The 26,316-nt window shown below is 45.6% G+C and carries 24 protein-coding genes and 1 pseudogene; 10 read left to right on the forward strand and 15 right to left on the reverse strand.

The features are described from left to right. Nucleotides 1-35: 35 nt before the first annotated feature. On the reverse strand, nucleotides 36-743 hold the full coding sequence (locus FN124_RS07950) for an SIMPL domain-containing protein (protein ID WP_142684195.1): 708 nt from the start codon (nucleotides 741-743) through the stop codon (nucleotides 36-38). A gap of 189 nt (nucleotides 744-932) precedes the next feature. Beyond that, nucleotides 933-4,388: a transcription-repair coupling factor gene (gene mfd, locus FN124_RS07955; RefSeq protein ID WP_260607361.1), complete on the reverse strand. Its 3,456-nt coding sequence runs from the start codon at nucleotides 4,386-4,388 to the stop codon at nucleotides 933-935. Between the two features lie 82 nt (nucleotides 4,389-4,470). Here mfd and FN124_RS07960 point away from each other — a divergent pair, with 82 nt between their 5' ends. Continuing rightward, a complete protein-coding gene (locus FN124_RS07960; protein WP_142684196.1) occupies nucleotides 4,471-5,190 on the forward strand; it encodes a ferredoxin--NADP reductase in 720 nt (239 codons plus the stop codon). Nucleotides 5,191-5,299: 109 nt separating this feature from the next. Here the strand turns inward: FN124_RS07960 and FN124_RS07965 are convergent, their stop codons facing one another. The 4 genes from FN124_RS07965 to dtd all read right to left on the reverse strand — a co-directional run bounded on the left by FN124_RS07965 (nucleotide 5,300) and on the right by dtd (nucleotide 8,599). Continuing rightward, nucleotides 5,300-6,727 (reverse strand): glycine--tRNA ligase, encoded by a 1,428-nt coding sequence (locus FN124_RS07965; RefSeq protein ID WP_142684197.1) that lies wholly within the window; start codon nucleotides 6,725-6,727, stop codon nucleotides 5,300-5,302. A gap of 69 nt (nucleotides 6,728-6,796) precedes the next feature. Next, nucleotides 6,797-7,738 (reverse strand): YihY/virulence factor BrkB family protein, encoded by a 942-nt coding sequence (locus FN124_RS07970; protein WP_142684198.1) that lies wholly within the window; start codon nucleotides 7,736-7,738, stop codon nucleotides 6,797-6,799. A gap of 41 nt (nucleotides 7,739-7,779) precedes the next feature. Next, on the reverse strand, nucleotides 7,780-8,109 hold the full coding sequence (locus tag FN124_RS07975) for a nucleotide pyrophosphohydrolase (protein WP_142684199.1): 330 nt from the start codon (nucleotides 8,107-8,109) through the stop codon (nucleotides 7,780-7,782). A 37-nt stretch (nucleotides 8,110-8,146) separates the two neighbouring features. Beyond that, nucleotides 8,147-8,599 carry a D-aminoacyl-tRNA deacylase gene (gene dtd, locus FN124_RS07980; RefSeq protein ID WP_142684200.1) on the reverse strand — a complete coding sequence of 151 codons (453 nt, stop codon included), beginning with the start codon at nucleotides 8,597-8,599 and terminating at the stop codon, nucleotides 8,147-8,149. A 99-nt stretch (nucleotides 8,600-8,698) separates the two neighbouring features. Here dtd and FN124_RS07985 point away from each other — a divergent pair, with 99 nt between their 5' ends. The 3 genes and pseudogenes from FN124_RS07985 to FN124_RS07995 all read left to right on the forward strand — a co-directional run bounded on the left by FN124_RS07985 (nucleotide 8,699) and on the right by FN124_RS07995 (nucleotide 11,399). Next, a complete protein-coding gene (locus FN124_RS07985; protein ID WP_142684201.1) occupies nucleotides 8,699-9,157 on the forward strand; it encodes a hypothetical protein in 459 nt (152 codons plus the stop codon). A gap of 207 nt (nucleotides 9,158-9,364) precedes the next feature. After that, nucleotides 9,365-9,763, forward strand: a pseudogene (gene arfB, locus FN124_RS07990) (alternative ribosome rescue aminoacyl-tRNA hydrolase ArfB); the annotation flags it as partial. Nucleotides 9,764-9,863: 100 nt separating this feature from the next. Then, complete coding sequence (locus tag FN124_RS07995) at nucleotides 9,864-11,399, forward strand: oligosaccharide flippase family protein (protein WP_142684203.1); 1,536 nt, start codon at nucleotides 9,864-9,866, stop codon at nucleotides 11,397-11,399. 4 nt (nucleotides 11,400-11,403) lie between these two features. On the opposite strand, the gene FN124_RS08000 is transcribed toward FN124_RS07995, so the two are convergent. After that, on the reverse strand, nucleotides 11,404-12,042 hold the full coding sequence (locus FN124_RS08000; protein WP_142684204.1) for an MBL fold metallo-hydrolase: 639 nt from the start codon (nucleotides 12,040-12,042) through the stop codon (nucleotides 11,404-11,406). A gap of 61 nt (nucleotides 12,043-12,103) precedes the next feature. Between FN124_RS08000 and FN124_RS08005 the strand changes: the two genes are divergently transcribed. Further along, the gene (locus FN124_RS08005; RefSeq protein WP_142684205.1) at nucleotides 12,104-15,505 is read left to right on the forward strand and encodes a hypothetical protein; all 3,402 of its coding nucleotides are present in this window, start codon (nucleotides 12,104-12,106) and stop codon (nucleotides 15,503-15,505) included. A gap of 205 nt (nucleotides 15,506-15,710) precedes the next feature. Here FN124_RS08005 and FN124_RS08010 read toward each other — a convergent pair whose 3' ends face one another. From FN124_RS08010 to FN124_RS08030, 5 genes are read right to left on the reverse strand one after another with little or no spacing between them, the layout of a single operon-like run. Continuing rightward, entirely contained in the window at nucleotides 15,711-16,382 is a 672-nt protein-coding gene (locus tag FN124_RS08010) for a DUF1361 domain-containing protein (RefSeq protein ID WP_142684206.1), read from the reverse strand. 18 nt (nucleotides 16,383-16,400) lie between these two features. Further along, nucleotides 16,401-16,763: a diacylglycerol kinase family protein gene (locus FN124_RS08015; protein ID WP_142684207.1), complete on the reverse strand. Its 363-nt coding sequence runs from the start codon at nucleotides 16,761-16,763 to the stop codon at nucleotides 16,401-16,403. A gap of 8 nt (nucleotides 16,764-16,771) precedes the next feature. Then, complete coding sequence (creD, locus tag FN124_RS08020) at nucleotides 16,772-18,085, reverse strand: cell envelope integrity protein CreD (protein ID WP_142684208.1); 1,314 nt, start codon at nucleotides 18,083-18,085, stop codon at nucleotides 16,772-16,774. A gap of 54 nt (nucleotides 18,086-18,139) precedes the next feature. Continuing rightward, nucleotides 18,140-18,436, reverse strand: a complete 297-nt coding sequence (locus tag FN124_RS08025) for a winged helix-turn-helix domain-containing protein (RefSeq protein WP_142684209.1) — start codon at nucleotides 18,434-18,436, stop codon at nucleotides 18,140-18,142. 8 nt (nucleotides 18,437-18,444) lie between these two features. Then, entirely contained in the window at nucleotides 18,445-19,083 is a 639-nt protein-coding gene (locus FN124_RS08030; RefSeq protein ID WP_142684210.1) for a hypothetical protein, read from the reverse strand. 135 nt (nucleotides 19,084-19,218) lie between these two features. Between FN124_RS08030 and FN124_RS08035 the strand changes: the two genes are divergently transcribed. Both FN124_RS08035 and FN124_RS08040 read left to right on the forward strand, forming a co-directional pair. Beyond that, a complete protein-coding gene (locus FN124_RS08035) occupies nucleotides 19,219-21,726 on the forward strand; it encodes a DUF5686 family protein (RefSeq protein WP_142684211.1) in 2,508 nt (835 codons plus the stop codon). Nucleotides 21,727-21,736: 10 nt separating this feature from the next. Continuing rightward, entirely contained in the window at nucleotides 21,737-22,129 is a 393-nt protein-coding gene (locus FN124_RS08040; RefSeq protein WP_142684212.1) for a hypothetical protein, read from the forward strand. Nucleotides 22,130-22,175: 46 nt separating this feature from the next. On the opposite strand, the gene FN124_RS08045 is transcribed toward FN124_RS08040, so the two are convergent. After that, entirely contained in the window at nucleotides 22,176-23,357 is a 1,182-nt protein-coding gene (locus FN124_RS08045; protein ID WP_142684213.1) for an aspartate aminotransferase family protein, read from the reverse strand. Between the two features lie 91 nt (nucleotides 23,358-23,448). Here FN124_RS08045 and FN124_RS08050 point away from each other — a divergent pair, with 91 nt between their 5' ends. From FN124_RS08050 to FN124_RS30865, 3 genes are read left to right on the forward strand one after another with little or no spacing between them, the layout of a single operon-like run. Beyond that, nucleotides 23,449-23,985, forward strand: coding sequence for a gamma carbonic anhydrase family protein (locus tag FN124_RS08050; protein ID WP_142684214.1), 537 nt, complete (start codon nucleotides 23,449-23,451; stop codon nucleotides 23,983-23,985). Between the two features lie 46 nt (nucleotides 23,986-24,031). Then, the gene (locus FN124_RS30860; RefSeq protein ID WP_185937128.1) at nucleotides 24,032-24,181 is read left to right on the forward strand and encodes a hypothetical protein; all 150 of its coding nucleotides are present in this window, start codon (nucleotides 24,032-24,034) and stop codon (nucleotides 24,179-24,181) included. Between the two features lie 9 nt (nucleotides 24,182-24,190). Then, complete coding sequence (locus tag FN124_RS30865; protein ID WP_185937129.1) at nucleotides 24,191-24,334, forward strand: hypothetical protein; 144 nt, start codon at nucleotides 24,191-24,193, stop codon at nucleotides 24,332-24,334. On the opposite strand, the gene rsgA is transcribed toward FN124_RS30865, so the two are convergent. Then, nucleotides 24,335-25,270 carry a ribosome small subunit-dependent GTPase A gene (gene rsgA / locus FN124_RS08055; RefSeq protein WP_142684215.1) on the reverse strand — a complete coding sequence of 312 codons (936 nt, stop codon included), beginning with the start codon at nucleotides 25,268-25,270 and terminating at the stop codon, nucleotides 24,335-24,337. A 29-nt stretch (nucleotides 25,271-25,299) separates the two neighbouring features. Further along, on the reverse strand, nucleotides 25,300-26,310 hold the full coding sequence (locus FN124_RS08060; RefSeq protein ID WP_142684216.1) for a vWA domain-containing protein: 1,011 nt from the start codon (nucleotides 26,308-26,310) through the stop codon (nucleotides 25,300-25,302). Nucleotides 26,311-26,316 lie beyond the last annotated feature (6 nt).

Here is a 26,316-nt window from a genome sequence, read left to right on the forward strand (position 1 = left end):
AACCGCTTTTTTCTGTGATTACATCTCCGGTGTAATTATTTAATAGCAAATACTGCTCTTACTTCTGCACGGATCTTAATAGTTTTGAAATCAATATCGGAAGATGCATCCGCAGCGCCTTCTGCAGATTTCGCCATATAGTTCACCATCATAGGGCGGGCATCCGCATAGTTATCTGTATTCATTTCCTGGATCTCTATTACGCCATCTGTTTTATTACCGATAGCAGCGAGCATATACTCTGCTTTTTCTTTCGCTGCCTGTAAGGCTTTAATTTTTACTTCCTTACGGTATGCTTCCATTTTGCTGGAAGAATAAGAAGCGATCCTGGCGCTTTCAATACCTTCTGCATCTACTGCTCCAAGGATTTCATTGATTTTATCCAGCTTGCTTAATTTAAGACGGTATTGTTTACGCGCCATAAATTCCAGCGGATCTTTTTTCTTTTTAAGAATTTCAAAGTTGTTACCATATACATTTTCTATGGTAAAATCTGCCTTCGGAATCCCGGCATCGGCTACAGCTTTCTGCAGTTGCTTTTCCAGTGTACTGATCTCTACTTTGTTTTTTCCTTTCAGGTATTCCCTTAAAGAGATGTTGAAATAAATTTCGTCCGGTGTGATTTCCATTTCTGCGGAACCATTTACCTCAATCTTTTTTACCGGGGGTTGCTTATCTGTCTGCTGTGCAAAAGTAGCCAGTGCAAAAAATAATCCTGCTGCTAATAACATTACCTTTTTCATGTGTCGAAGTTTTCTATTGTTAAAAAAATTGTTTTTGTTGTTGTTTACGCCCTCATGATGCCGGGTTAAAAAGTGTTTCCACAAAAGGGGATTTATAAAATTTTGTTAATGCAATAGTTACAGAAATAGAATTATACATTTCATATTAGCTATGAAACGATTACAAGGGAATTATGTTACAGGGGAAAATTATTTCCGGCTATCCGTCATGGCTTTCAGGAAGTCGTACAGGTCGTTCATATGACGGATGCGGGAGGCTACCAGCATAAAGTTTTTACCTACCTGTTTTAGTTTGGCGTTGTTGGTACGGGTTTGTATATACGTTAATATGTGATTGAACGTAGGAGATTCGAAATAAGGAGAATCAGGATTATTGATAAAATAGCAGCGCAGGTTCTCTTCTTTCAGCATCATTTTTTCGAAGCCGAGTTGTATGGCCATCCAGCGGCAGCGGATAGCTGTAAGCAGGTCTTTCACCGGCTCAGGCATAGGACCGAAGCGATCTATCATATCATTGGCGAAAGCCTGTAATTTGCCTTCTTCTGTGATATTATCCAGCTCCTGGTAAAGGTTTAGTCTTTCCTGGATGCTTTCAATATAAGTATCGGGGATAAGAATTTCGAGGTCTGTATCAATAGTACAGTCGCTCACAAAATCCTTCTTCTCTTCCAGCTGATCTTTGAACAGATCGCGGAATTCATTTTGTTTCAGTTCGCGGATGGCTTCGTCCAGGATCTTCTGGTACATGTCGAAGCCTATTTCCGCCATGAAACCGCTTTGTTCTCCACCCAGCAGGTTACCGGCGCCACGGATATCGAGATCGCGCATGGCAATCTGGAAACCGCTACCCAGTTCACTATGCTGTTCCAGTGTTTGCAGGCGTTTACGGCTATCGGATGGCAATGTGCTCATAGGCGGCGCCAGCAGGTAGCAGAATGCTTTTTTATTACTGCGTCCTACACGGCCACGCAGCTGGTGCAGATCGCTGAGCCCGAAATGATGGGCGTTATTAATAATGATAGTATTGGCGTTGGGAATATCCACACCGCTTTCCACGATGTTGGTACATACCAGCACATCGTACTTACGGTCAATAAAATCCAGGATCACCTCTTCCAGCTGATGTCCTTCCAGTTGTCCGTGTGCAGTGGCAACAGACAGGTCGGGGCAGAGCCCCTGGATCAGGCCCGCCATTTCTTTCAGGCCTTTTACCCTGTTATGGATAAAATATACCTGTCCGCCTCTTTCCGCTTCATAATAAATGGCTTCACGGATCAGGTCCTGGTTAAATACCTGTACTTCCGTTTCAATCGCCTGGCGGTTAGGCGGAGGAGTATTGATAACAGAAAGATCGCGCGCGCCCATTAATGAAAACTGAAGCGTACGCGGTATAGGCGTTGCCGTTAGTGTGAGGGTATCTACGTTATGCTTTATCTGTTTCAGTTTTTCTTTGGCAGAAACACCGAACTTTTGTTCTTCATCCACTACCAGCACACCGAGGTCTTTAAACTTCACTTCCTTTCCCAGTAAGGCGTGCGTGCCTATAATGATATCTATTTTTCCTTCTTCGAGGCGTTTAAGTGTTTCCTTTTTTTCTTTGGAAGATTTGAACCTGTTGAGATAATCGACGGTGCAGGGAAAATCTTTCAGGCGGTCGGCAAATGTTTTATAGTGCTGGAATGCCAGGATAGTGGTTGGTACCAGTACGGCAGCCTGTTTACCATCTACAATAGATTTAAATGCTGCCCGGATGGCCACTTCAGTTTTGCCAAAGCCTACGTCTCCGCATACCAGTCTGTCCATCGGTGCAGGCGATTCCATATCGCGTTTCACATCGGCGGTGGCTTTACTCTGATCCGGCGTATCTTCATAAATGAAAGATGCTTCCAGTTCTGTTTGCAGGTAGGTATCCGGGGTATGCGCGAAGCCTTGCTGGGCCTTACGTACAGCATACAGCCGGATCAGGTCTTTTGCAATATCTTTTACCTGCGTTTTGGCTTTCTCTTTCAGCTTATCCCAGGCATCGCTGCCCAGTTTATTCACTTTAGGTTCTACGCCTTCTTTGCCGGTATATTTACTGATTTTATGCAGTGAATTGATATTTACATACAACAGGTCGTTGTTTTTGTAAATAATACGGATGGCCTCCTGCATTTTTCCACCCACCTCAATTTTCTGCAGGCCGCTGTACATTCCCACTCCATGATCGATATGTGTTACAAAATCGCCTGCCTGCAGCTCTCTCAGGGTTTTCATGGTAATCGCCTTATTCTTGTTATAGGCTTGTTTTACCTTGTATTTGTGGAAGCGCTGGAAGATCTGGTGATCGGTATAACAGGCCAGTTTCAGCGAGTGATCAATGAACCCGCTGCTGATAGCAACGGGGATGGGGAAGAATACAAAATCTGCTTTGAGGTCCTCGAATATACTGCGCAAACGTTCCAGCTGACGCGGGTTGTCTGAGAATATAAAGAGGGAATATTTATTGCTGTTATGTTTGCCGAGATCTTTGATCAGCAGATCAAACTGCCGGTTAAACACGGGTTGTTCCTGTGTATCGAAAGCGATGAATTGCGGCTGGTAACCATTGTCTGTAAGCCAGTCTTTGTTACCAAAAACAATGGTCGGCTTTTGCAGCAGTTGTTCCAGTAAGGGGGCGGCCTTTACAAAGTCTTCTTCCTTCAGCGCCATTTCTTCATCTTCATCCACCTTCACTTTCTGACCGGTTTGCAGGAAATCGTCCAGCCGTTGTTCCATTTGCTCAATCACGCCTTTTACATAGGCGGGATCTTTCATCCATACTACGGTATTGGCCGGGAGGAACTCTGTGAGGGGCGTTCTGGTATGGTCTGCTGCATGGGTATCCATGTTGGCGATCAGGGTCACCTGTGTGAGCTTCCTTTCGCTGAGCTGCGATTCGGGATCAAACAGGCGGATGGAATCTATATCTTCCCCGAATAATTCAATACGGTAAGGTTTCTCGTTACCAAAAGAATAGATATCCAGGATACCTCCCCTTACGGCGTACTGGCCGGGCTCATACACAAAATCGGTGGCATGAAAACCCCAGCCGACGAGTTGTTCCAGCAGCGGATCCACTTTCAGTACATCGCCCACTTTCAGCTGTACCATATTGGCACTGAAAGCCTGGTTGCCCGCCACCTTTTCCCAAAGGGCTTCGGGGTAGGTGACCAGTATTTTTTTCCGTACGCTGTCTCCCGAAAATTTCATGAGCGCTTCCGTACGCAGCATGCTGTGGCTGCTGTTGATCTCATGAAACTGGCCGGCTTTCTTAAATGAATCGGGGAAATAGAAAATATCCAGTGCCTGGCTGAGTTGTTCCAGGTCGTTATGGAAATAGGCTGCCTCCTCTTTATCGTTTAAGATAAAAAGATGGTTCGCATCTGCATGCGCCCAGGTGCTCACTGCCACAAAATTTATTGCACTTCCACTAATGGAGGAAAGCTGAAAGTATTGTGGGGTGGGTAATTGAATCCCCTTCACCAGCGACTGCAGGCGCGGATCACGTTGAAATAATTGTAATACAGCCTGTAAATTCATGAAGAATGCAAAGGTACGAAGATTTACCGGTTTTGAGATTTGATAAGGGAAGATATTTATAGAATTCCCTTCCCTTTTTTTCATAATAAATAAAATAAATAAGAAAATATCCCTATAGCAGAATGGCAAATTTTCACTATATTCAATAAGACCAAACTCAACTTCCATGCTGGACCTATGGCATACCGGAATCGTAACCAAGTTGGTGGACGAAACCCACAACACGCGCCGTTTTTGGATACAGGTACCGGACATGGAACGGTTTGATTTCAAACCGGGACAATTCGTAACCCTGGACCTTCCCATCCACGAGAAAAAAAACAAACGCTGGCGTAGTTATTCCATTGCGTCCCATCCGGATGGCACCAATGTGATTGAGCTGGTGATTGTTTTACTGGAAGGGGGATTGGGAAGCACTTACCTGTTCAACGAAATAAAAGAAGGCAGCGAACTGCTGCTGCGCGGGCCGCAGGGCGTTTTCGTGCTGCCGGAACAGTTAGACAAGGAATTGTTCCTGATCTGCACGGGTACTGGCATTGCGCCGTTCCGTTCTATGGCTAATTATATTCACTTGCATGATGTTCCGCATGCCCCAATTCACCTGATCTTTGGGGTCCGTTACCAGCATGATCTGTTGTATGCCGCCGAGATGCAGCAACTGGCCGCCTCCATGCCAAATTTCAATTACATACCCACTTTATCGAGAGAGGAAAACTGGAGCGGCAGAAAGGGCTATGTACACAATGTTTACGAGGAGCTGCTGCAGGAGAAACGCCCGGCCAATTTCTTTCTTTGCGGCTGGAAAGCCATGATTGATGAGGCCAAACAGCGGATCCAGGCAATGGGGTACGACCGGCATGATATACACCAGGAATTATACGGGTAATGTATCCGGGAAAATAAAAAGAGCTGCAACAGTTATAAGTTATAAGTAGTTCGTACAGGCATATAGAAATGCTTATACTACATATAACGGCTGCAGCCCTGAAAAGTAATTAGAGAATCTTGCTTAATACCAGCGCTTTCACTTCACTCAGCGGGATACGTTCCTGCTCCATGCTATCACGGTGACGGATGGTAACAGTGCCGTCTTCTTTGGTCTGATGATCAATGGTAACACAGAATGGTGTACCAATGGCATCCTGGCGGCGATAACGTTTACCGATGGCATCTTTTTCTTCGTAAAAACAATAGAATGCATGTTTGCAATCATCCATCAGTTCCCGGGCCAGTTCCGGTAAGCCATCTTTCTTTGTGAGCGGGAAAATAGCCAGTTTAACCGGCGCCAGTTTAGCGGGCAGGCGAAGCACCACGCGGCTATCCTGTTTATCTTCCGTGCTAAGGTCTTCTTCCGCATAAGCATTACAGATGGTCAGCAGGAACATACGATCCAGGCCGATAGACGTTTCTATCACGTAAGGAACATAGTTCTGGTTGATCTCTGTATCGAAATACTGGATTTTTTTCTTGCTGTATTCCTGGTGTTGCTTCAGGTCAAAATCAGTACGGGAATGGATACCTTCCACTTCCTTGAACCCGAACGGAAATTCATATTCAATATCCACTGCGGCATCTGCGTAGTGCGCTAATTTGATGTGGTTTTTGAACTGGTATTTCGCAGGATCGGTGCCGAGGCTCAGATGCCACTGCATACGCTCTTCCTTCCATTTCTCATACCATTCCTGCTGTGTGCCGGGGCGAACAAAGAACTGCATTTCCATCTGCTCAAATTCGCGCATACGGAAAATAAACTGCCGGGCCACAATCTCATTTCTGAAGGCCTTACCGATTTGCGCAATACCAAACGGCACTTTCATCCTGCCCGTTTTCTGCACGTTCAGGAAGTTGACAAAAATACCCTGTGCCGTTTCGGGGCGCAGGTAAATTTCGCTGGCTTCATCGGTAACGCTACCCAGCTGGGTGGAGAACATCAGGTTAAACTGACGCACATCGGTCCAGTTGGAAGTACCGCTTATGGAACATTTTATTTTGTTGCTTTCTATCAGTGTTTTGAGTCCTGCAAAGTCGTTTTCCTTCAGCAGCTCATCCATCTGTGCCAGGAGGGCATTGGCGGCTTCCTGTGGTAATGTTTCTGCAAAACCTTCAATCAGGTGATCAACCCGGTAGCGTTTATTACTATCCTTGTTATCGATCATCGGGTCGCTGAAATTATCCACGTGTCCGGATGCTTTCCAGGTAGTAGGATGCATGAAAATGGCTGCATCGATCCCAACAATATTTTCGTGCAGCTGGGTCATGCTTTTCCACCAATAATCCTTAATGTTCTTCTTCAGTTCTGAACCATACTGACCGTAGTCATATACGGCGCTGAGCCCATCGTAAATTTCGCTGGACTGAAAAACAAAACCATATTCTTTACAATGCGATATGATCGCCTGGAATTTATTCTGATCTGTAGACATAGTGGCGCAAAGATAAAGGCCTATTTTGAAAATACGTATGCGATTATAAAATAATTTATAATGCCGTGACTACCCTTCCTGAACAGTTTCCGGCTCGTGAGGAACTTCAATTTGTTTGATCCAAACGGCGTAATCGTTGGGATAAATCTGTTCGCCGAAATACTGTACATAGTTACGGGTAAATACAGCCCCGAAATACAGGATCGCCGCTGAATAGTATACCCATAGCAGTATAATAACAATAGAGCCGGCGGCACCATAAGTGGAGCTTACCCTGCTGGCGCCGAGATAGTAACCAATGGCAAACTTGCCGATCATAAAAAGGATGGCAGTGGCTACAGCACCCACCCGTACGTCTTTCCATTTGATCCTGGCATCCGGCAGCACCTTGAAAATGATGGCAAATAAGGTGGAGATCACCAGGAAGGGCACTACAAAATCGGCCAGGGAGAAAAGAATACCCGATGTAATCCTGCCGGGAAGCAGGCTTATCACCAGGGAGGAAAATAATTCCACCAACCCGTTAATAGCCAATGATACCAGCAAAATGAACCCCAGGCTCACCACCAGCGAGAAAGACAACAACCTGTTCAGTATCATGCGCAGCAGGCCGTTCTTTTTGGGTTTTGATTTAAGTCGCCAGATAAAATTAATAGAGTCCTGTATTTCCGCGAACACCCCGGTGGCGCCTATGGTCAGGGTAATAAACCCCACCATGGTAGCCCAGCTCATATCGCCAGAGAGGGACGCGTTTTTAATCATGGCCTGGATCTGAATGGCGGCGTCATTACCTACCATTCCCCTGATCTGGCCATAAATATTCCCTTCTATGGCGTCTCTCCCCAGGAACAGGTCGCACAGGAAGATAATAATGATCAGCATGGGGGCTACGGAGAATATGGTATAGTAGGCCAGTGCAGCGCTGAGCTTCATTACTTTATCGTCAATAAAATCGCTACCGGATTGCTTCAGCACCTGCCAGAAGACCTTCAGCTTGCTCGTTTTTTTCATAGCAGCATTTTAATAACAGCAAACAAAAAGTATGCAGGCTGTTATGATTTCAATTTAGGGTTATTATGATGCCTTTGTGCATCACGGATATTCTTCTTTTCAAAATTCTTTTCCAGGGCCACCGTCATATCAATACCGGTTTGATTGGCGATACAAAGCAACACCCACATCACATCTGCCAGTTCATCTGCCAGCAGCTTTTTATTATCGCTTTCTTTTGATGACTGGTCGCCATACTTGCGGGCCATGATGCGGGCCACTTCTCCCACTTCTTCCGTGAGGATAGCCATATTGGTAAGCTCACTGAAATAGCGTACACCAGTAGTATTGATCCAGTTATCAATTTTTTCCTGGGCTTCCTGAATGGTCATGGATTAATTTTTATTTATTAAAGATAACAGATTGATCTTATTCCCGGTTATGTGAGTCGATGATAATTGTAACCGGTCCATCGTTTAACAACGACACTTTCATATCGGCGCCAAAAATTCCCCGCTGGATAGTAGTACCCATATCCTGCTCCAGCTGCACGATCATTTTTTCATACAGGGGAATGGCCACATCGGGCTTACTGGCACGTATATACGAAGGGCGGTTGCCCTTTTTCGTAGAGGCGTGCAGGGTAAACTGGCTTACCAGTAAAATATCGCCATGAACATCTTTAACAGACAGGTTCATTACTCCCCCGTCGTCATTAAAGATCCGGAGGTTCACTATTTTGGCGCTCAGCCAGTGGATGTCTTCTTCCGTATCAATATCTTCTATGCCCAGCAATACCAGCAGGCCCTGCTGGATTTCCCCTGTTACAGCTCCGTCTACTGTAACTGACGCCGAACTTACGCGTTGTATGACTGCTCTCATGGGTTTTCGTTTAACGCCGGAAAATTAAGGCAAATCGTTTGTATCTGTAACATATCAGGGGTTGATAACGTTTAACAGGCACCAAAATCACTGTACGCTATGGTTCGTATTTATTCCCTTTTAATGGCCGGTTTGCTCTTGTTCGCTTCCTGCGAAGTTTCATCGGAAAAAAATCCCTGTGATGGTATTATGTGCGACTATATGGCGCCGATCTGTAAGTTCAGGCTGGTTGAGCCGGGAACCGGGCGTGATCTTGTTTATGGTCCTTATGCACGTATACTGCTTGACAGTATCAAAATCCAGATGAAGGACACCTCCATACAGGTAAAGCAGGTGATAGATACACCCAATAATACAGCGCTGTTATACTTTTCTGTACTGGGGCCTCAATCTTTACGGGTAGGCCGGCCTGATAAAGTAACCCTCGATAAACTAAATTTTCTGACAAGATCAGTTGGCTGCTGTGGTACTGAAATATATAGTTTACAGTTAAACGATAACCCTGTTGCTGTACCGAAAGACAGCAACAATATTTATCTCATCCCGTATAATTTATAATAATTGTCTTAGGCTACCTCTGGTAACCGGCATAGATACCAACTGTAAAGAACCAGCTATTTCCGTGGTGTTAAGTTGCCATAAGCGCCCCATGGCAACAGCATGGATGCAGGAAGCCTGCTGCCTGGCAGTAAAAAAGGGCTATTCCCCGTAGTTTTAATAACTTGCCCTCCCTAAGACATCTTTTATATTAAAAATTAAATTAAAATGAATATCGATGTGACCCCTGAGATCACATTCCGAACCGCCCGTAGCGGCGGCAGCGGCGGGCAAAATGTGAATAAGGTGGAAACCATGGTGGAAGGCTACTTTGATGTAATGGCTTCTGCCCTGTTGACCCATGAGCAAAAAACAATGCTGATGGAGAAGTTGTCGAACCGCATTAATACAGACGGCCTGCTCCAGATAAAATCCCAGACAGAGCGCACCCAGCTTGGCAACAAGCAGGAAGTGATCTCCAAAATGACTGAGCTGATCAGTAAAGCCCTCATTCCCCGTAAGAAGAGAGTGCCCACCCGGCCCTCCAAAGCAGCCCGGGAGAAAAGGATGGAATCTAAAAAAAGACACTCCGATAAGAAGCAGCAAAGAAGGGGAGGATTTGAATAGCCCGTCGAAAGCTACGCTACAGCTGTTACATGCCCGTTTCTTCCATTAATCCGCAATTCGTAATCCGTAATTCGTAATTTGCGACAAAATATTTTGGGAATTGAGTATCAAGAACCTGGCAGGACAAACGATATTTTACGGATTAAGTAATATAGTGAGCAAACTGCTCAATTATTTCCTTACGCCCTTTTATCTGACCATCTTGACCCGTGCCTCTTTCGGGGAGATGTCCAACGTATATGCCTATATCCCGTTTGCCAATATTGTGCTCACCTATGGTATGGAAACGGCTTTCTTTCGTTTTGCAAAAAAAGAGAACCAGGCGCATGTGCTGGGCACTTCCACCATTTCCCTGTTGCTTTCCACCATCAGCATCACCATTTTGCTGTTGCTGTTGCGATCGCCGGTCATTAATTCCTACGCCGGGGAACTTGCGGGGCTCAACGGACATCCTACTTATTACACTTACGTAGTGCTCCTGATGGGTTTTGATGCGCTCACAGCCATTCCTTTTGCACAATTGAGACTGGAGGGGCGGCCTATGAGGTATGCCGCAATTCGTATAGCCGGTATAGTTACTACTATCTTTTTCAATATTTTCTTCCTGGTGATCTGTCCCAAACTATACGCTGCAGGTCATCACTGGTTGCCGGACCTGCAAAGCGGCAGCGATCAGACGGGTTATATTTACCTGAGCAATATGCTGGGCAGCGCCCTCACGCTGGTGTTATTCCTGCCCCAGATCCGTAAAATCGAATGGAAATTTGATGCCGGGTTATGGAAACAGATGATGCATTACGCCCTTCCGCTGATCATAGTGGGCATGGCGGGCATGGTAAATGAAACATTCGACAGGGCCTGGTTTTTACCCCAGTTCCTGCCCGGCAATGACATGGAGGCAAAAAAGGAGGTTATTGCCCTTTACAGCGCCAACTATAAACTGGCTATCCTGATCACCATGTTCATACAGGCATTCCGGTTAGGGGCGGAGCCTTTTTTCTTTAAACAGGCAGAAAGCGGGGATCCCAGGAAAATGTATGCACGGATCATGAAGCTGTTTGTGATCATGCTTTGCTTTATGTTCCTGTTTGTAAGCCTTTACCTGAATATATGGAAGGCGTTCCTGCGGATGCCCTTCTATTACCAGGGCATGCGTATTGTACCGGTATTGCTGCTGGCCAACATGTTCCTGGGTATATATTACAATCTTACTATCTGGTTTAAGCTTACTGACCGCACCAAAACAGGCGCGGTGATCACCATCATCACTGCCGTGCTGGCCTTTCTGCTCAACTACTGGTGGATCCCGGTAATGGGATACTATGGCGCTGCGCTGGCCACCATGGTATGCTATTTTATACAGATGGTGATTTGCTATGTACTGGGGCAGAAGTATTACCCGATCCCTTATCATCTTCCCAAATTAATTACCTACACAGGGCTGGCCACCGGCATTTACTACCTGTTCAGCTGGCTCAATGCGACAGTGCTGTCGCCTAAAGATATATATGCCCTCAAGCCCCTTCCCCTCGCAGTGGCAACGGCTTTCTTTGCGGCGTATGCCTGGTTTATTTTCCGTATGGAGAAGAAGGAGTTTGCCCGGTTACCGGTGATCGGGAAGTTTATTAAAGTATAAGCCACTACACCAGGAAGGGGTTGTGTTTTTTCTCAAAACCTATAGTGGTGGCCGGCCCGTGGCCGGGGAATACCCTTACCTCATCCGGTAATACAAACAACTGTTCCCGGATAGTTTTCAGCAGGGTAGCATGATTACCGCCCGGGAGATCCGTACGGCCAATGCTCTGGTAAAACAACACATCACCTCCTATCACGAAATGCTGACCCGGGCAGTAAAAGGCAACACTCCCCGGAGAATGGCCAGGGGTAAACAATACCGTTAGTTCATCGGTACCGAAAAGGATCTTTTCCCCCTCTGCCAGGTAGCGGCCCGCTTCCGGGGAGGGATCAAACGGGATGTTGTACATCCCTGCCGCCCGCTGGGAATTATCCAGTACAGGCTGTTCCAGCTCATGAAACTCAGGCCGCACCTTATACGTATCCGATACCAATTTATTACCGAATATATGATCAAAGTGGCAGTGCGTATTCAATAATCTTATAACATTTAATCCCTGTGTTTGTATATATTGTAATAATTCTTTTCTTTCGTCCTGAAAATAACACCCTGGGTCTATAATTATACATTCCTTTTTTCCGTTAATAAGCAGGAAAGTGTTTTCTTGTAGGGGGCCAAAAGTGAATTGTTGTATTTCAATCATTGTAACCCGATTTTTTTAGGCTAATTTTAAAACAGATCACAATATTATCAATACTTTCTGTATGAACAGATTTATTACCAGGTTATTATTCCACGGTACCCTATTACTTGGAACGATAGTATCCCAGGCCCAGACCAATACAGTAGAATTCGGACAAAATCGTGTGCAGTTCAAGAATTTTAAATGGAGATACTATCAGAGCCGCCATTTCAATACCTATTTCGCCCAGAACGGGCTGGAACTCGGTAAGTATGCGGCACAGGTAGCCGAAAAGGAATTACCCCAGCTGGAACAGTTCATGGAATCAAACCCCAGGCAGCGTATTAATATTGTGGTTTACAACTCTTTCGGGGAAATGAAGCAGTCCAACATCGGGATTGGCGTGGACTGGCAGAATACAGGAGGGGTCACCAAACTGGTGGGCAATAAAATGATCGTTTATTTTGATGGCAACCACGAGAACCTCCGCCGCCAGATCCGGCAGGGAATTGCCCGTATTATGCTGGAAACACTGCTATTTGGGGAAGATATCGGCGAATTTGCCGGTAATGCAGCCCTGATCGACTTCCCAAAATGGTTCACAGACGGCTTTATTGGTTATGCGGCTGAAAACTGGACCGCCAAACAGGATGAAGAACTGAAGCTCATCATCATGTCTGGCAAATACAGCAACTTCAACGCCCTTGCCTATGATCATACCCTCCTGGCAGGCCAGGCATTCTGGTACTACGTGGAAAGCAAATACGGAAAAGATGCCGTGCCTTACCTGATGTATATCACCCGCATCAACCGCGGGCTGAAAAAGGGATTTGAGCAGGTGCTGAACAAAACCCCCAAAAATGCCACCAAGGATTTCTTTGTATTTTACCAGAAGAGATTCCAGGAAGATAACCGCAGAAGGAAAACTTCCGCCAAAGGCCGCACTATTGTAGCCCAGGAAATTACGCCCAAAGCCGATTATTACCGCTTCAACCCTAATCCTAAAAATAATTCCTACGCTGTAGTCCAGTTCCGGAAAGGCGTATACAGGGTACAGATCCAGCTTGGCTGGAACAAGCCCAAAGTGTTGCTGCATAGCGGCGTAATGCAACTGGCCAACCAGGTAGATCCGAACTACCCGCAGATGGCATGGAATACAAAAGGTAACCGGCTGGCCGTGGTGTACGAACATGAAGGCAAAACCAAACTGATGATCTATGACCTTATCACCCGTACGACTATACGCCAGGAGCTGCCCCAGTTCGACCGGGTCATAGACTTTAAATACATGCCAGTGCAGGAAAACACCCTGTTGCTTTCGGCTGTGAAAAACGGGCATACAGATATCTTTACCTACAACATCAGCAATTCCAAAACAGAGCAGATCACCAACGATGTGTATGATGACCTGGATCCGTCATTTGCCGCATTTCCCGGCAAAAGCGGTATCCTTTACTCCTCCAACAGGCCAGGCCCTAAAGGAAGAGGAAGCGATACCTCGCTGATGAACAAGCCATTCAATATATTCATGGTCGACAACTGGAACAAAAGCTCTGAGAAACAGATCACCCAGCTGACCGACCTGCAGTATGGCAATGCCAAACTGCCTATGCAATACAATACCACTCACTTTACCTTTGTTTCTGATGCCAACGGTATCCGTAACCGTTACGCCGGTTTCTTCAAATCGCAGGCCGACGGCGTGGATTCCCTTTTCTATGTGGGCTCTGAAATACTCCATAACCCTGACCAGGAAGAACTGGATTCCGCCCTGGCAGCCTATGGCTCTACAGCCCCCGATTCTGTAGAAGCCGTAACCATCACAAAAGATTCTACCTACACTTTCCCTATCTCCAATTACCCTTATGGTATCCAGGAATCAAGGATCACCGGCGAAAAAGGAGAAGTATCAGAAGTGGTGCAATATGCAGATATCAAACGCCTGATGAAGCTGAAAGTAGACACCGTGGTGTTGAAAAAAAGGAATATAACGGCAAAAAACACCAATTTCAGAAGAGCACAGATGCATGCAGACAGCTTACGTTTAGGCCTGCCTACCTACCTGGCGCCAACGAAGGATACCTCTACGCATCCTAACTTCTTCCAGAATGAGTTTGGTAATGAGCCGGCAGATACTTCCACCGCTATTATTGCAAATGAACCTGCGCTGTTTGAAAAAAGAAAGGAGGATGAATCGATCCTTAAAAAATCGAAACTGTTCCCTTATAAATTCAAATTTGCCTCCGATTACCTGATCCTGCAACTGGACAACTCTATCCTGATAAATAAATACCAACCGTTTACCGGTCCGCCGAGCGGCCCTATCCGCCTTACCGACCCGGTGAACGGATTGATCCGCATTGGGGTAAGCGACTTATTTGAAGATCTGAAGTTCAATGGCGGCTTCCGTATCCCGTCTTCCCTGCAGGGCTCTGAGTATTTCTTTTCGGCCAGTTACCTGAAGAAACGCTTCGACTATAAATTTACCTACTACCGCAAAGTAGATAAGAACAATGGGTTTGTTTTCCGCGATCAGTTTGGTAACGACTCCGCTTTTATCCCTGCCAAAATGATCACCAACATCTACCAGGGAGAAATGAGATATCCTTTTGACCAGGTGAGAAGCATCCGCTTATCGGCCGGTATCCGTACAGACAAGCTGGTGATGCAGGCGGTAGACAAACCATCCCTGATAAACAAGGATTACAAGGAAACCTACGCATTAATGCGCCTGGAATACGTGTACGACAATACCATTAACCCGGCTATTAATATCTGGAATGGTACCCGTTATAAAATTTACGGAGAAACCAATGCACAGCTCACCAACGGCGGACTGAACGAGCGGTTCAACCAAGATGCTCCCGCTGCCCAGGGCAGGTTTACTTATAATATGGGAGTGGATATCCGCCACTATACCAAAATTTATCGCAACTTTATATGGGCCACCCGCTTTGCAATGGATATGTCGTGGGGTACCCGTAAACTGCTGTATTACCTGGGCGGTATTGATAACTGGCTGAATCCGCAGATCAATACCAGGAACCCTGTAAATCTCAGTGAAAACTATGCTTTCCAGACCCTGGCCGGCAACCTGCGTGGTTACAAGCAGAATGCAAGAAACGGTAATAACGTGATGTTGCTGAACACAGAACTCCGTTTACCGGTGTTTGCCACATTCATCGACAAACCCATCAACTCTGCTTTCCTGCGTAATTTCCAGGTAACTTCCTTTGTTGATATCGGTACTGCATGGAATAAAAAGCTGAGCTTTAAAGATGCGAACTATACTACTTATGATGATGGGCAGGGTGTAACTAGCCGTATCAAAGAAGGCTTCCTCGGGCCGTTTGTAGGTGGTTATGGTTTTGGTGCACGCACCACTATTGCCGGTTACTTCCTCCGTGCTGATGCAGGCTGGCCTGCTGTAGCGTTTTTCAGGGGCAGCCCGATCTGGTACTTCGGTATGGGGGTTGATTTCTAGGTAAAGGCCTTCGGCCTGGAACACTGATTACGCTGATTTTTTGATACTTTATAAAATGATTAAGGGAGATAGAAGTAAGTATTTACTTCTATCTCCCTTAACTTTTAAAATCAAATATGATCAGTCAAAAATAAAAGATCAAGCTAATCATCAAAATCAGCGTAATCAGTGTTTCAGGACTATTTAAAAGCGCCGAAGGCGCTAACTACGCATGCTGCTTCTTTACCAGCGGGTACATTAAGCTCAGGAATATTCCCATACAGATAGTAAAAGCCCAGGCATGCCGGTTTTCCACGGGATGCAGGAAAATATCCCTCATGTCGCCCAGCAGGGTGAGCGGGTCTTTCACAATATCCCAACTATTGTAACGTAAATACCTGCCTATATATACGCCCATTCCGCAGAGGAACATAACAGGGAAAGTGAACAGCCATGCCGGCCAGCGGCTATGACGGTTACTCCACATTTTTTCCATGCTGCGGATAGACATGTATCCGAACATCATGCCGTTCCAGGCAAAAGAAAAAATAACGAACAGGTCGAACCATAATGGCACACCGCCATCAAACAGGTGGAACAGGTCCGTGAGTATGTAAGGGGCGTTGGGAATAAACAGCAGCCATACAATGAAGCAGCCATACCAGTTATACCGGTTCTTTACCTGTTCCGGATGCTTCTCCATCCAGCCGGTAATGGCAAAAGGAATAAAGGCAAGAAAAAGATTCCAGATCAGAGATACCCGCAAATAACTGCCGGTATGCATTACACGGAAAAACAGCAACGCCAAACTGAACAGCACAGAGGTATACAGGGTGTATTGGTGCCGCGACCGGCCTATACGGTGTTGTAATAAACGGATGGTTCTCTTCAATTGCATATGGTTACTTTTAGATAATTAAAAAATATAGGGAATAAATACGACAGCCCCTATAATAGCGGCAGCAATGGCCGCTACCAGTACAGCGCCGGCAGCTACATCCTTAATGAATTTCACTTTAGGATGCAATTGCGGCGAAAGGTGGTCCATTATTTTTTCTATCACTGTATTCATCATTTCTGTGATCCACACCAGTGTAATGGCGAGGATGATCCAGATCCATTCCGGCGTTGCTATTTTATACCAGCAACCGGCTGCCACTACCACTATGGTAGCCAGGGCGTGAATACGTGCATGTGGCTCGCTGCGCAAAAAAGCGGCAATACCATTAAATGCGTATCCGAAGCTGGCTAACCGTTTGCTGATATATGAATTTCCCATGTTAGTTTTTATTGGATATTGGTGTTCTTTTGTCCTAACTTATCCCATTTGATAGTAGTACTGAAATACATGATCAGGGCCAGGATAATAAAGAGTCCTAAGCTTCCCATCAGCAGCGCCTGATCTTCTGCACTGATAATCACATAAATGAATCCATAAAGGATAATAAGTGTAGCCCCGATACCCGATGCAATACGAATGCTTTTAAAGGCAGCTGCCGTATATGCAATAATCAGACCTATTGTAAGCGCACTGGCAATCAGGTAAGCCATAGTAAAGTTAATTTGTTCTGAAATAGAGATGAGCAGGGTGTAAAAAATAACAAGGGCCAGCCCGATGAGGGCATACTGCAATGGATGAAGGGCGCGGCGCTGTGATAACTCAATAAAATAGAAGACAAAAAAGGTTAACCCAATGATCATAATAGCATACTTTACTGCGCGCATAGACATCTGGTAGCTTTCTGCCGGCATAAATAACCTGATCCCGAAATCAGCGGAATGAATATTGAATTTTTTGCCTTCCCAGCTTTGGGGATAGTTGCGGTTCAGGTGCTGTATCTGCCAGGTGGCAGCAAAGCCTTTATCATCTACCCTGCGGGTTTTAGGAGGAAAAGCCTCATCAAATGCCGGGTCGGTCCAGCTGGAATTGATGCCTACTGTGGTGGTTTTGCCAATGGGAGAGAAGCTGATCCGGCCGGAGCCTTTTATTCCCAGTTCCAGCGAGAAATTACCTCCCAGGACGCCGGTGTCGCCGGGAGTAATGGATACCGGTGTTTGAATACCGTTATCAAACAGGTCGTTACTCACCAGGCCAGGATTAAACGCATAGTTCTTACCATTCCACATCATTTGCACCTGGTTGCCAATACCCCGCAGATCGCTGATGCCAATGAGCAACGATGCATGTTCCCAATCCAGGGCGGAAGGAGGGAGGTTGAGGGCTAACAGCTCATTGCTGTTAAACGCGCCGCTGAGTTGCAGCCTGGCATTGTACACCGCTACGTTAAAAATACCACGGTGCAGTTTCTCCGGCAGCAGCTCCCCGTTGATCTTCAGGTTTTCCGGCAGAAGATACACATAGGTGCTTTTTCCCTTATACGGAATGGCGAGCACAGGTCCCGTAATATTCTGCTCGCCGCCCCAGCGGCTGCTGATTTCCTGGGTAGCCTCGTTTTGCCGGTCGCGGCGTTCCCAGATAATGTTCTGAATTAAAGTAGCTGGAATAAGTAACACCAGCATCAGTACAAAAATGATAACCGCTTTAATAGCGTAGGCGTAACGGTCAAAGAAAGAAGGAGAGTCGTTTGTTGAAGGTTCCATGTTTTTTGTTTTTAGAAAGTACTTTGTATTTCAAAGTAATAAGACAAAAAAAATTTATTTAGTGAATCGGATCATATGTTCGAGCGCTGCGAGATGGCCTTTAAACGCCTTCTCGCCTGCCGCGGTAATAGCATAGGTAGTATTGGTTTTGCGGCCAATAAAACCTTTATGCACTTTGAGATACCCGTTCTCCTCCAGCGTACTGAGATGCGACGCCAGGTTACCATCCGTTACTTCCAGCATCTGTTTAAGATCGTTGAAATTAACTTCCTCGTTCACCATCAATACACTCATAACGCCCAGGCGTATACGGCTCTCGAAAATCTTATTTAAGTTACCTATCGGGTTCATGCGATTGATTAAACTGTCCCTTTCCGTTCATATTTCCACCACATCAGGGCTCCATAAATGATGTGTAGTAAACCGAAACCTATGGCCCAAAAATAAAGCCCCTGCCTCAAATAGAAAAGATTAAGTATACCAAGAATTGCTTCACAGATCCCCAGGTACTTCACATCCGGCAAAGTATACTTACTGGCATTAATAATTGCCAACCCGTAAAACACCAGACAGGTGGGAGCTACCAGCACTTCCAGGTGATTATATAACAAACCCGCTATAAACGCACCGCCTGCAGCCAAGGGGATCGCTGTATTGATCAGCACTTTCCTTGATGTCAGATCCCAGATGGGCAAATTATTTTTCCTCGCTTTCCGCCAGGTAAAAAAAGTGCCCCCAATAAGCGCAGCTGCCAATACAGAGAATCCCAAAACAATTAACCGGAATTTCAGCTCCATGAAATCTGAATGGCTATGCACCCCGGTGGAATTCCACTGGAAATAATATTCATTCAGCCAGGTGTTGGCAATAAATGCGCCGATCAGGCCACAGACGCCGGCAGAAATGCCGCTTAACCCGCTTAGCGAAATGAAACGGCTGCTGCGCTCCATCATCCGCTTGATATCCGTTAATGCCTCCAGATGTTGTTGGTCTGTCATACAAAAAAGTACTTTGCACTACAAAGCTAACAGAAAAATTTGAATCACAAAATATAATTTTTTGTTATAACTGCGTTACCTATAGGATACCATCTGTCCAGAATAGCGATAAATACTATAATATTGTTGTCAGATATGGTTGGCTGGAAAAGAATATTAGCAATAATCATCGGCGTAAGCGGTTGGGGTTCGGGTTTGATGGCGCAGCAGTACAAGGTTAGTGGAGTGGTCAGAGACGCGCACTCACAGGAAATCATTCCGTTCGCCACTCTTCAGTTTGTGCATACCCAAACAGGTATGGTTAGCAATGCGGAAGGGAAATACCTGTTCGAACTAAATGTTATCCCATCAGATTCATTGCTGGTCAGGGTAATGGGATACAACATCCTTAAACTGCCGGTGAACAAAGAACAAAAGGAACAGGTCATCAACTTCGAGGTAACCCGCTCAGATGTTTCCCTGAAAACATACGAAGTAAAAGCGAACGTAAACTGGGCGCTCATCCTTCTGAAACAGATCATTAAGCACAAACCGGAGAATAATTACAATCGCCTCGACAACTACAAATACGAGGTGTATAATAAGCTGGAGCTGGATATGAAGAATCTCAACAAAGAGAAACTCGGCAAAAACCGCTTCACCAAACCATTTGCGTTTATTCTCGATAATATAGACAGCACGTCTGAAGACAAACCCTTTCTACCTATTTTCCTTACGGAATCATTATCGGACTACTACTTCCAGTCGAGCCCCCGTAAAACAAAAGAAATAATCAAAGCTGCCCGCACATCGGGTATAGATAATGAAAGCGTTACCAAATTCCTGGGAGGGATGTACCAGAATGTAAATATCTACGACAATTTCATCCCGGTATTTGATAAACAGTTTGTAAGCCCTATTCACCATAACGGCGCATTCTACTACGATTACTCCATTGCTGATACGCAGTATGTAAATAACCAGCGTTTCATCAAACTAAACTTCACGCCTAAACGTAAAGGGGAGAATACTTTTATTGGCGATATATGGGTACATGATACTACCTATGCTGTGCAGAAAACCACGCTGTCGGTGCCCCGGGACGCCAATATCAACTTTGTCCGCAAAATCAGTATGGTACAGGAATTCCGGCAATTGCCAGACAGTTCCTGGTTCCTCTATAAAGATAAATTCATCGCCGATTTCTGGGCTCCGAGCCCTAAGCCCGGTAAAACGTTCGACTTCATAGGTCGTAAAACCACGACTTACGATGATGTAATTACGAATGATACCGCTGCCACCAACATCTTCAGTAATAAAAAATATCCTGAAAATGTAGTAGTGCTGGATAGTGCAAGGGCAAGGAAAGATGATTTCTGGATGGATAACCGCCCGGAAAATCTCAGCAAAAACGAAGAAGGCATTTATAAAATGGTGGATACTCTCCAGAAAATGCCGCTTTTCCGCAGTTATTCCAATACCATCCGCTTCCTGGCCACCGGCTATAAACCTTTTGGGCCTATTGAATGGGGACCTTACTATTACCTGTTCTCTCAAAACAGGCTGGAAGGATTCCGGTTGCGGCTGGATCTTGGCACCACTCCCAAGTTCAACAAGGATCTTTACCTGTATGGCTACCTGGCCTACGGATTCTCGGATCATGTGTATAAAGGTAAAATGTCGGCCCTCTGGCTGCTGAAAAGACATCCGCGTACTTACCTGTATGCGTCTTATACCAAAGACCTCGACAATGGCACTCACTATTATGATGAAGTAGGTACAGATAATATCTTTACCCTGGCCATCCGTAAAAACGGCGTGCCACAAAAATTTTTAATGGTAGATGAAAAACGTTTTGAGTTCTTCAAGGAATATTACAGCGGCTTCTCTCACCAGATTTCGCTGACGCATAAACAAGTAAGGCCGTTTGAACCGCTTCCTACCGCTGCGTTTTATCCCAAAGCACCCGATGGACGTGATCCGCTGACCAATACGGAAATAGAAGTAAAATTCCGTTATGCTTTCCACGAACAGTTCCTGGAAGGAAATTATTACCGGATCAGTCTTGGCAGTAAATACCCTATTGCCGAGCTGAAATTAGCTGCCGGCATACCCGGTATTGCCAACAGCGGGCAAAAATATCAGCGTGTTGCACTCAGTGTATCGGACTATGTTAAACTGCCGCCTTTCGGCTCCTTTTACTATAATGTTTTTGGTGGTAAAATTTTTGGTACTGTGCCTTATACTTCGCTCGAAGTGCATCCTGGTAATGAAATTTACTACTACAACAAATATGCATTCAACATGATGAACCGCTTCGAATTCATCAGTGATCAATACGCAGGATTTAATGTGGAACATACCATTGGCAATGGTATTTTTGGTTATATCCCGCTGATTAAAAAGCTGAAGTGGCGGCAATTCTGGACCGCCAAAGGGGTGATAGGCTCATTGTCTGAATCCAACAAACAGCTGAACCTCAACAACGGCTTTGCTTTCAAAACCTTACAGGGCGATCCTTACCTGGAGCTGGGTACCGGTATAGAAAATATCTTTAAATTCCTCCGGGTAGATTTTATCTGGAGAGTAACACCGGATGTAACACCGGGAGAACCTGCCAACAAACGTTTTGGTGTATTCGGTAGTTTCAAATTACAGTTTTAAACTGCTGGTCATGAAAGATGTAACACATACCCCGTTATTTGAAAGCATCCTGCAGGGAGAAATAGATGGTAACTATTATGATCTGCATAATGATTATCAATGCATAAAAATTAAACTGGACCCTGAAGAAAAACTGCTACAGTTAAGATTTACAAACGACGATTTTAAAATCATTGCCGAGTTTCACCAGGCAACTATCACCAGTTTTTCCATTCACCCGGAAAGAACCGCAGATAGCAGTACCCTTGATCAGTTTTACCGGGGGAAATTTAAGTACAACAATAACCTTCACGAAATAACTGCACAGGGAAAATATTATTACTACTTATCTTTTCTCGGAAATGATGCCATAGAATTATTTTCCAAACGGGTTACACTTACTTTCAGCAGGTTGAATTCCTGAATAAATAGTAAGGAATGCTTACTATTTATTTAGCCTTGTTATATAGTTATATATTATCTGCTGCTTCGCAGATAATGCTGCAGGCCCATTTAATTTCTTCGGGCGTAATGATCAACGGAGGTACAATACGCATACATTCAGCGGCAAAAAGGAACCAGTCTGTAAGCACTCCTTTATCGATGCAATAGTCGATCACCTTTTTATTTACGGAAAAACTTTCAAACTCCACTGCCATCATTAAGCCCAGCGAACGCACTGATTTTATGGCCGGATGTTTCAGGTGATCGAGGAACAATTGTCCTTTCGCATTCACCTCTGGCAAAAGGTGCTGGTCAAGCAAAGCCTGGAAGCCGGCGCGGCCCGCGGCGCAGTTAACCGGGTGCCCGCCAAACGTTGTGATATGGCCTAATACAGGGTTGTTGGTCAGCGTCCACATAATATCTCGGGAGGCAATAAAAGCGCCCAGAGGCATACCTCCGCCGAGTGCTTTACCCAGCAATAAAACATCGGGCACAATACCGAACTGTTCGAAAGCCCATAGTGTTCCATTTCTCCCAAAACCGCATTGGATTTCATCCAGTATCAGCAGTGCGCCTGCAGCAGAGCATTTTTCCCGTAAAGCGTGTAGCCATTCCCGTTGTGGCACTATTACGCCGCCCTCTGCCTGTACGCTTTCCGCGATCACCGCTGCAGTTCTTTCTGTTATTAACTCCAGTGATGCAAAGTTATTATACTCCAGGTGCTGAATCCCGGGCAACAAGGGCCGGTAGGCGTTGCGCCAGTATTCATCCCCGAGGATGCTCAGGGCGCCCTGGGTGGAACCATGATAACTGCGGTTAAAGGCCGCTATTTCATGGCGACCGGTATATCGCTTGGCCAGCTTCATAGCGCCTTCCACAGCTTCGGCGCCGGAGTTGGTAAAGTATACACAGTTTAAGTTTTCCGGAAGGTGCTCTGTGAGCAGGCTGGCAAAGGCTACCTGGGGCGATTGCACAAATTCGCCATATACCAGCAGGTGCATATACTGTTGCGCCTGGTCCTGGATGGCCTTTACAACGGCGGGATGGCAATGCCCTACATTACATACACTAATACCGGCAATGAGGTCGAGATATCGTTTTCCGTTTACATCCCACATATACATGCCTTCCGCCTTCACTATCTCCAGTGCCAGAGGGGCATCGGAGGTTTGTGCTACATGCTGCAAAAAAAGTTGCCTGTTATTCATATCACTAACTACGCTGTTCTTTGCGAAGTTAGAAAACAACTGCTAATTAGTAATTGTTATATTTGTAATATAAGCACTAAAACATTTAATTATGGCGCACATTATTCCACTGAACGGAGTTACTCCTCAAATCCCTGAAGACTGTTACGTGGCCCCTAACGCTACCATAGTAGGGGATGTAGTAATGGGTAAAGGTTGCACAGTATGGTTCAATGCTGTTGTTCGCGGCGATGTAAACAGTATCCGCCTCGGCGAAAACGTGAACGTACAGGATGGTGCAGTAATTCACTGTACTTACCAGAAAACAAAAACAATAGTAGGCAATAATGTGTCTATTGGCCATAATGCCATACTTCATGGCTGCACTATTGAAGACAATGTGCTGGTAGGTATGGGCGCTATTGTGATGGATAATGCCCGTGTAAGCAGCAACAGTATTATTGCTGCGGGCGCTGTTGTGCTTAGCGACACACACGTGGAACCCGGCACTATTTACGCGGGTGTGCCTGCCCGTAAAGTGAAGGATATTGACATGGCGCTTATCAACGGGGAGATTAACCGTATTTCCAAAAACTACAGCATGTACGCATCCTGGTACCAGCATGCAGAGGAAGTAAAGGAACCATAATATTCATGTTATAGAAAAATGTTATATTGCAGGTAAATATCCTCCTATGAAAATACCAGTATGCCTGCTGATATCGGGGAGTATCCTGTTTGCCAGCTGTTCATCGCAAAAAACAGGATGCCCCGCTTCCAACTACTACACAAAAGAAATAAAGCAACAAAACCGTAAGGCGGGCAAACAAATGCGCCTGTTTTAAACCTATCCTATGCGCAAGGTTATTCTACTGGCCCTGGCAGCTATTCTTGCCTTTACCGCCTGCAGAACACAAAAAAAAGGCTGTCCCCAACCCAGGCGTAACTGGGGCGCTGAAAAAGTGCTGGACGAATTAGGCAAACCGGGAAAAGGCTGATCAGTATTGTTCTTCCTCAATGGTTTCCAGGATGGTAGCGTAGCTCACATACCTGTCGGCATCGATATGCCCTTCCTCTACTGCTGCTTTTACGGCACAGCCGGGCTCATTGATATGCAAACAGTTATTAAACTGGCATTGGGCAATATAGGGCTGCATTTCAAGGAAATAGTGGGAAAGCTCCGGCTTTGAAATATCTACAATTCCAAATTCCCTGACACCGGGGGTATCTATCAGGCAGCCACCAAAAGGCAGGTCGTACATTTCAGCAGAGGTGGTGGTATGCAATCCCTTGCCACTCCATCCACTTACAGCTTTGGTCCTCAGCTCCAGTCCGGGCATCAGTACATTGATCAGGGAAGATTTCCCTACACCGGAATGCCCTGCCATTAAAGTGGTTTTATCTTTCAGCAGCGCCCTTACATCATCTACCCCCCCACCATTAGCAGCGGAAATTAATAATACCTGGTAACCGATATCGCTGTACAGCGCTTCCATTTCTTCAAACTTTTCGATTTCCTTTTCCCTGTAAATATCCTGTTTGTTAAAAACCAGTATCACGGGGATGTGATAGGCGGCGGCAGTAACCAGGAAGCGATCAATAAAGCCCTGCGAAGTACGGGGTTCCTTTACTGTGCACACCAGCATTGCCTGGTCCATGTTGGCGGCTACTATATGTTTTTTGTTTTTACCATGGGGAGAACTGCGCACAATATAATTTTTCCGGGAACCTATTTCCGTGATCATGGCATTCTTGGCGTTAGCATCACTATCATCTTCCACAATTTCCACTACATCGCCTACGGCGATAGGATTGGTAGAAGTGATATCTTCATTCTTTTTGAAAATACCTTTCATCCTGGCCTGGAAAGTTTCGCCGGTAGCGGTTCTTACCACATACCAGCTTCCCGTTGATTTATATACTGTTGCTTGCATATTTATAAGATGCCCAAAGTTACGCCCAACTACGGCAGGCTCTTGAATAGCGTGTAACGCAGTACAACTTCCAGCAGCATGCAGCCTAAAGCAATCATTGCCAGCAGGAAGAAATGTTCTGCGAAACGCTTATAAGAAGTGATCTCTACTTTTGTTTTTTCCAGCTGGTCAATTTCATTGTAGATGCTCTTCAGATCATTGGTATTGGTGGCCCTGAAATATTTACCTCCGGTTTCCCTGGAGATCTTTTTCATCAATGGCTCATCGATCTGTACATCCTGCATTACCATTTGTACGCTGCCATCAGACATCGGCATAGGGAATGGGGCTTTACCTATGGTACCTACGCCGATAGTGTATACACGGATCTTAAATGCCTTGGCTATTTCCAGTGCAGTGAGCGGGTCTACAAGGCCAGTATTATTCACCCCGTCTGTAAGGAGAATGATCACTTTGCTTTTTGCCCGGCTATTGCGCAGGCGGTCTACCGAAGTAGCAAGGCCCATACCAATAGCAGTACCATCCTGCAGCATACCGCTTTTCACCTGCATGATCTGGTTCTTCAGTACCGCATGATCAGTGGTGATAGGGCATTGGGTGAAGCTTTCACCGGAAAATACCACCAGGCCGATACGGTCGCTGATACGTTTATCCACAAAATCGGTGGCTACCCGCTTGGCCGCTTCCATTCGGTTGGGTTGCAGATCTTCCGCCAGCATACTGCCTGAAATATCGATCGCCATTACAATATCAATCCCTTCACTGTCGATGCTTTCAGAAGTGTTGGAGGTTTGTGGCCGCGCCAGGGCTACAATCAGCGCAATCACCGCCAGGATACGCAGCACCAGCAATAAGGGCCTGAAACGTATTTTCCAGGATACCGGCAATCCTTTCAAACCTTCAATGGAAGACACCATCATAACACTTTGCCGGCCTTTACGCCGTGCAAAGTACCAGTATATTAATACCGGCACCAGCAGCAGAAGCCACAGGAAAGCCGGGTAGGCAAATTCAATATTTTTCCAGGTTGAAAAATTCATCAATTT

The organism is Chitinophaga polysaccharea, assembly GCF_902150045.1.
Taxonomy (GTDB): Bacteria; Bacteroidota; Bacteroidia; order Chitinophagales; family Chitinophagaceae; genus Chitinophaga; species Chitinophaga polysaccharea_A.

Excerpts from the sequence above, each read along its gene's own strand:
- FN124_RS30865 (WP_185937129.1), top strand. The coding sequence starts at position 24,191 with ATGCGCAAGGTTATTCTACTGGCCCTGGCAGCTATTCTTGCCTTTACC.
- FN124_RS08045 (WP_142684213.1), bottom strand. The coding sequence starts at position 23,357 with ATGAATAACAGGCAACTTTTTTTGCAGCATGTAGCACAAACCTCCGAT.
- FN124_RS07950 (WP_142684195.1), bottom strand. The coding sequence starts at position 743 with ATGAAAAAGGTAATGTTATTAGCAGCAGGATTATTTTTTGCACTGGCT.
- FN124_RS08000 (WP_142684204.1), bottom strand. The coding sequence starts at position 12,042 with ATGATTGAAATACAACAATTCACTTTTGGCCCCCTACAAGAAAACACT.
- mfd (WP_260607361.1), bottom strand. The coding sequence starts at position 4,388 with ATGAAAAAAAGGGAAGGGAATTCTATAAATATCTTCCCTTATCAAATC.
- FN124_RS08050 (WP_142684214.1), top strand. The coding sequence starts at position 23,449 with ATGGCGCACATTATTCCACTGAACGGAGTTACTCCTCAAATCCCTGAA.
- FN124_RS08035 (WP_142684211.1), top strand. The coding sequence starts at position 19,219 with ATGGTTGGCTGGAAAAGAATATTAGCAATAATCATCGGCGTAAGCGGT.
- FN124_RS07985 (WP_142684201.1), top strand. The coding sequence starts at position 8,699 with ATGGTTCGTATTTATTCCCTTTTAATGGCCGGTTTGCTCTTGTTCGCT.
- FN124_RS30860 (WP_185937128.1), top strand. The coding sequence starts at position 24,032 with ATGAAAATACCAGTATGCCTGCTGATATCGGGGAGTATCCTGTTTGCC.
- FN124_RS07960 (WP_142684196.1), top strand. The coding sequence starts at position 4,471 with ATGCTGGACCTATGGCATACCGGAATCGTAACCAAGTTGGTGGACGAA.
- FN124_RS08060 (WP_142684216.1), bottom strand. The coding sequence starts at position 26,310 with ATGAATTTTTCAACCTGGAAAAATATTGAATTTGCCTACCCGGCTTTC.
- FN124_RS08005 (WP_142684205.1), top strand. The coding sequence starts at position 12,104 with ATGAACAGATTTATTACCAGGTTATTATTCCACGGTACCCTATTACTT.
- FN124_RS08040 (WP_142684212.1), top strand. The coding sequence starts at position 21,737 with ATGAAAGATGTAACACATACCCCGTTATTTGAAAGCATCCTGCAGGGA.
- FN124_RS08030 (WP_142684210.1), bottom strand. The coding sequence starts at position 19,083 with ATGACAGACCAACAACATCTGGAGGCATTAACGGATATCAAGCGGATG.
- rsgA (WP_142684215.1), bottom strand. The coding sequence starts at position 25,270 with ATGCAAGCAACAGTATATAAATCAACGGGAAGCTGGTATGTGGTAAGA.
- FN124_RS08015 (WP_142684207.1), bottom strand. The coding sequence starts at position 16,763 with ATGGGAAATTCATATATCAGCAAACGGTTAGCCAGCTTCGGATACGCA.
- FN124_RS07970 (WP_142684198.1), bottom strand. The coding sequence starts at position 7,738 with ATGAAAAAAACGAGCAAGCTGAAGGTCTTCTGGCAGGTGCTGAAGCAA.
- FN124_RS07965 (WP_142684197.1), bottom strand. The coding sequence starts at position 6,727 with ATGTCTACAGATCAGAATAAATTCCAGGCGATCATATCGCATTGTAAA.
- dtd (WP_142684200.1), bottom strand. The coding sequence starts at position 8,599 with ATGAGAGCAGTCATACAACGCGTAAGTTCGGCGTCAGTTACAGTAGAC.
- FN124_RS08010 (WP_142684206.1), bottom strand. The coding sequence starts at position 16,382 with ATGCAATTGAAGAGAACCATCCGTTTATTACAACACCGTATAGGCCGG.
- creD (WP_142684208.1), bottom strand. The coding sequence starts at position 18,085 with ATGGAACCTTCAACAAACGACTCTCCTTCTTTCTTTGACCGTTACGCC.
- FN124_RS08025 (WP_142684209.1), bottom strand. The coding sequence starts at position 18,436 with ATGAACCCGATAGGTAACTTAAATAAGATTTTCGAGAGCCGTATACGC.
- FN124_RS07975 (WP_142684199.1), bottom strand. The coding sequence starts at position 8,109 with ATGACCATTCAGGAAGCCCAGGAAAAAATTGATAACTGGATCAATACT.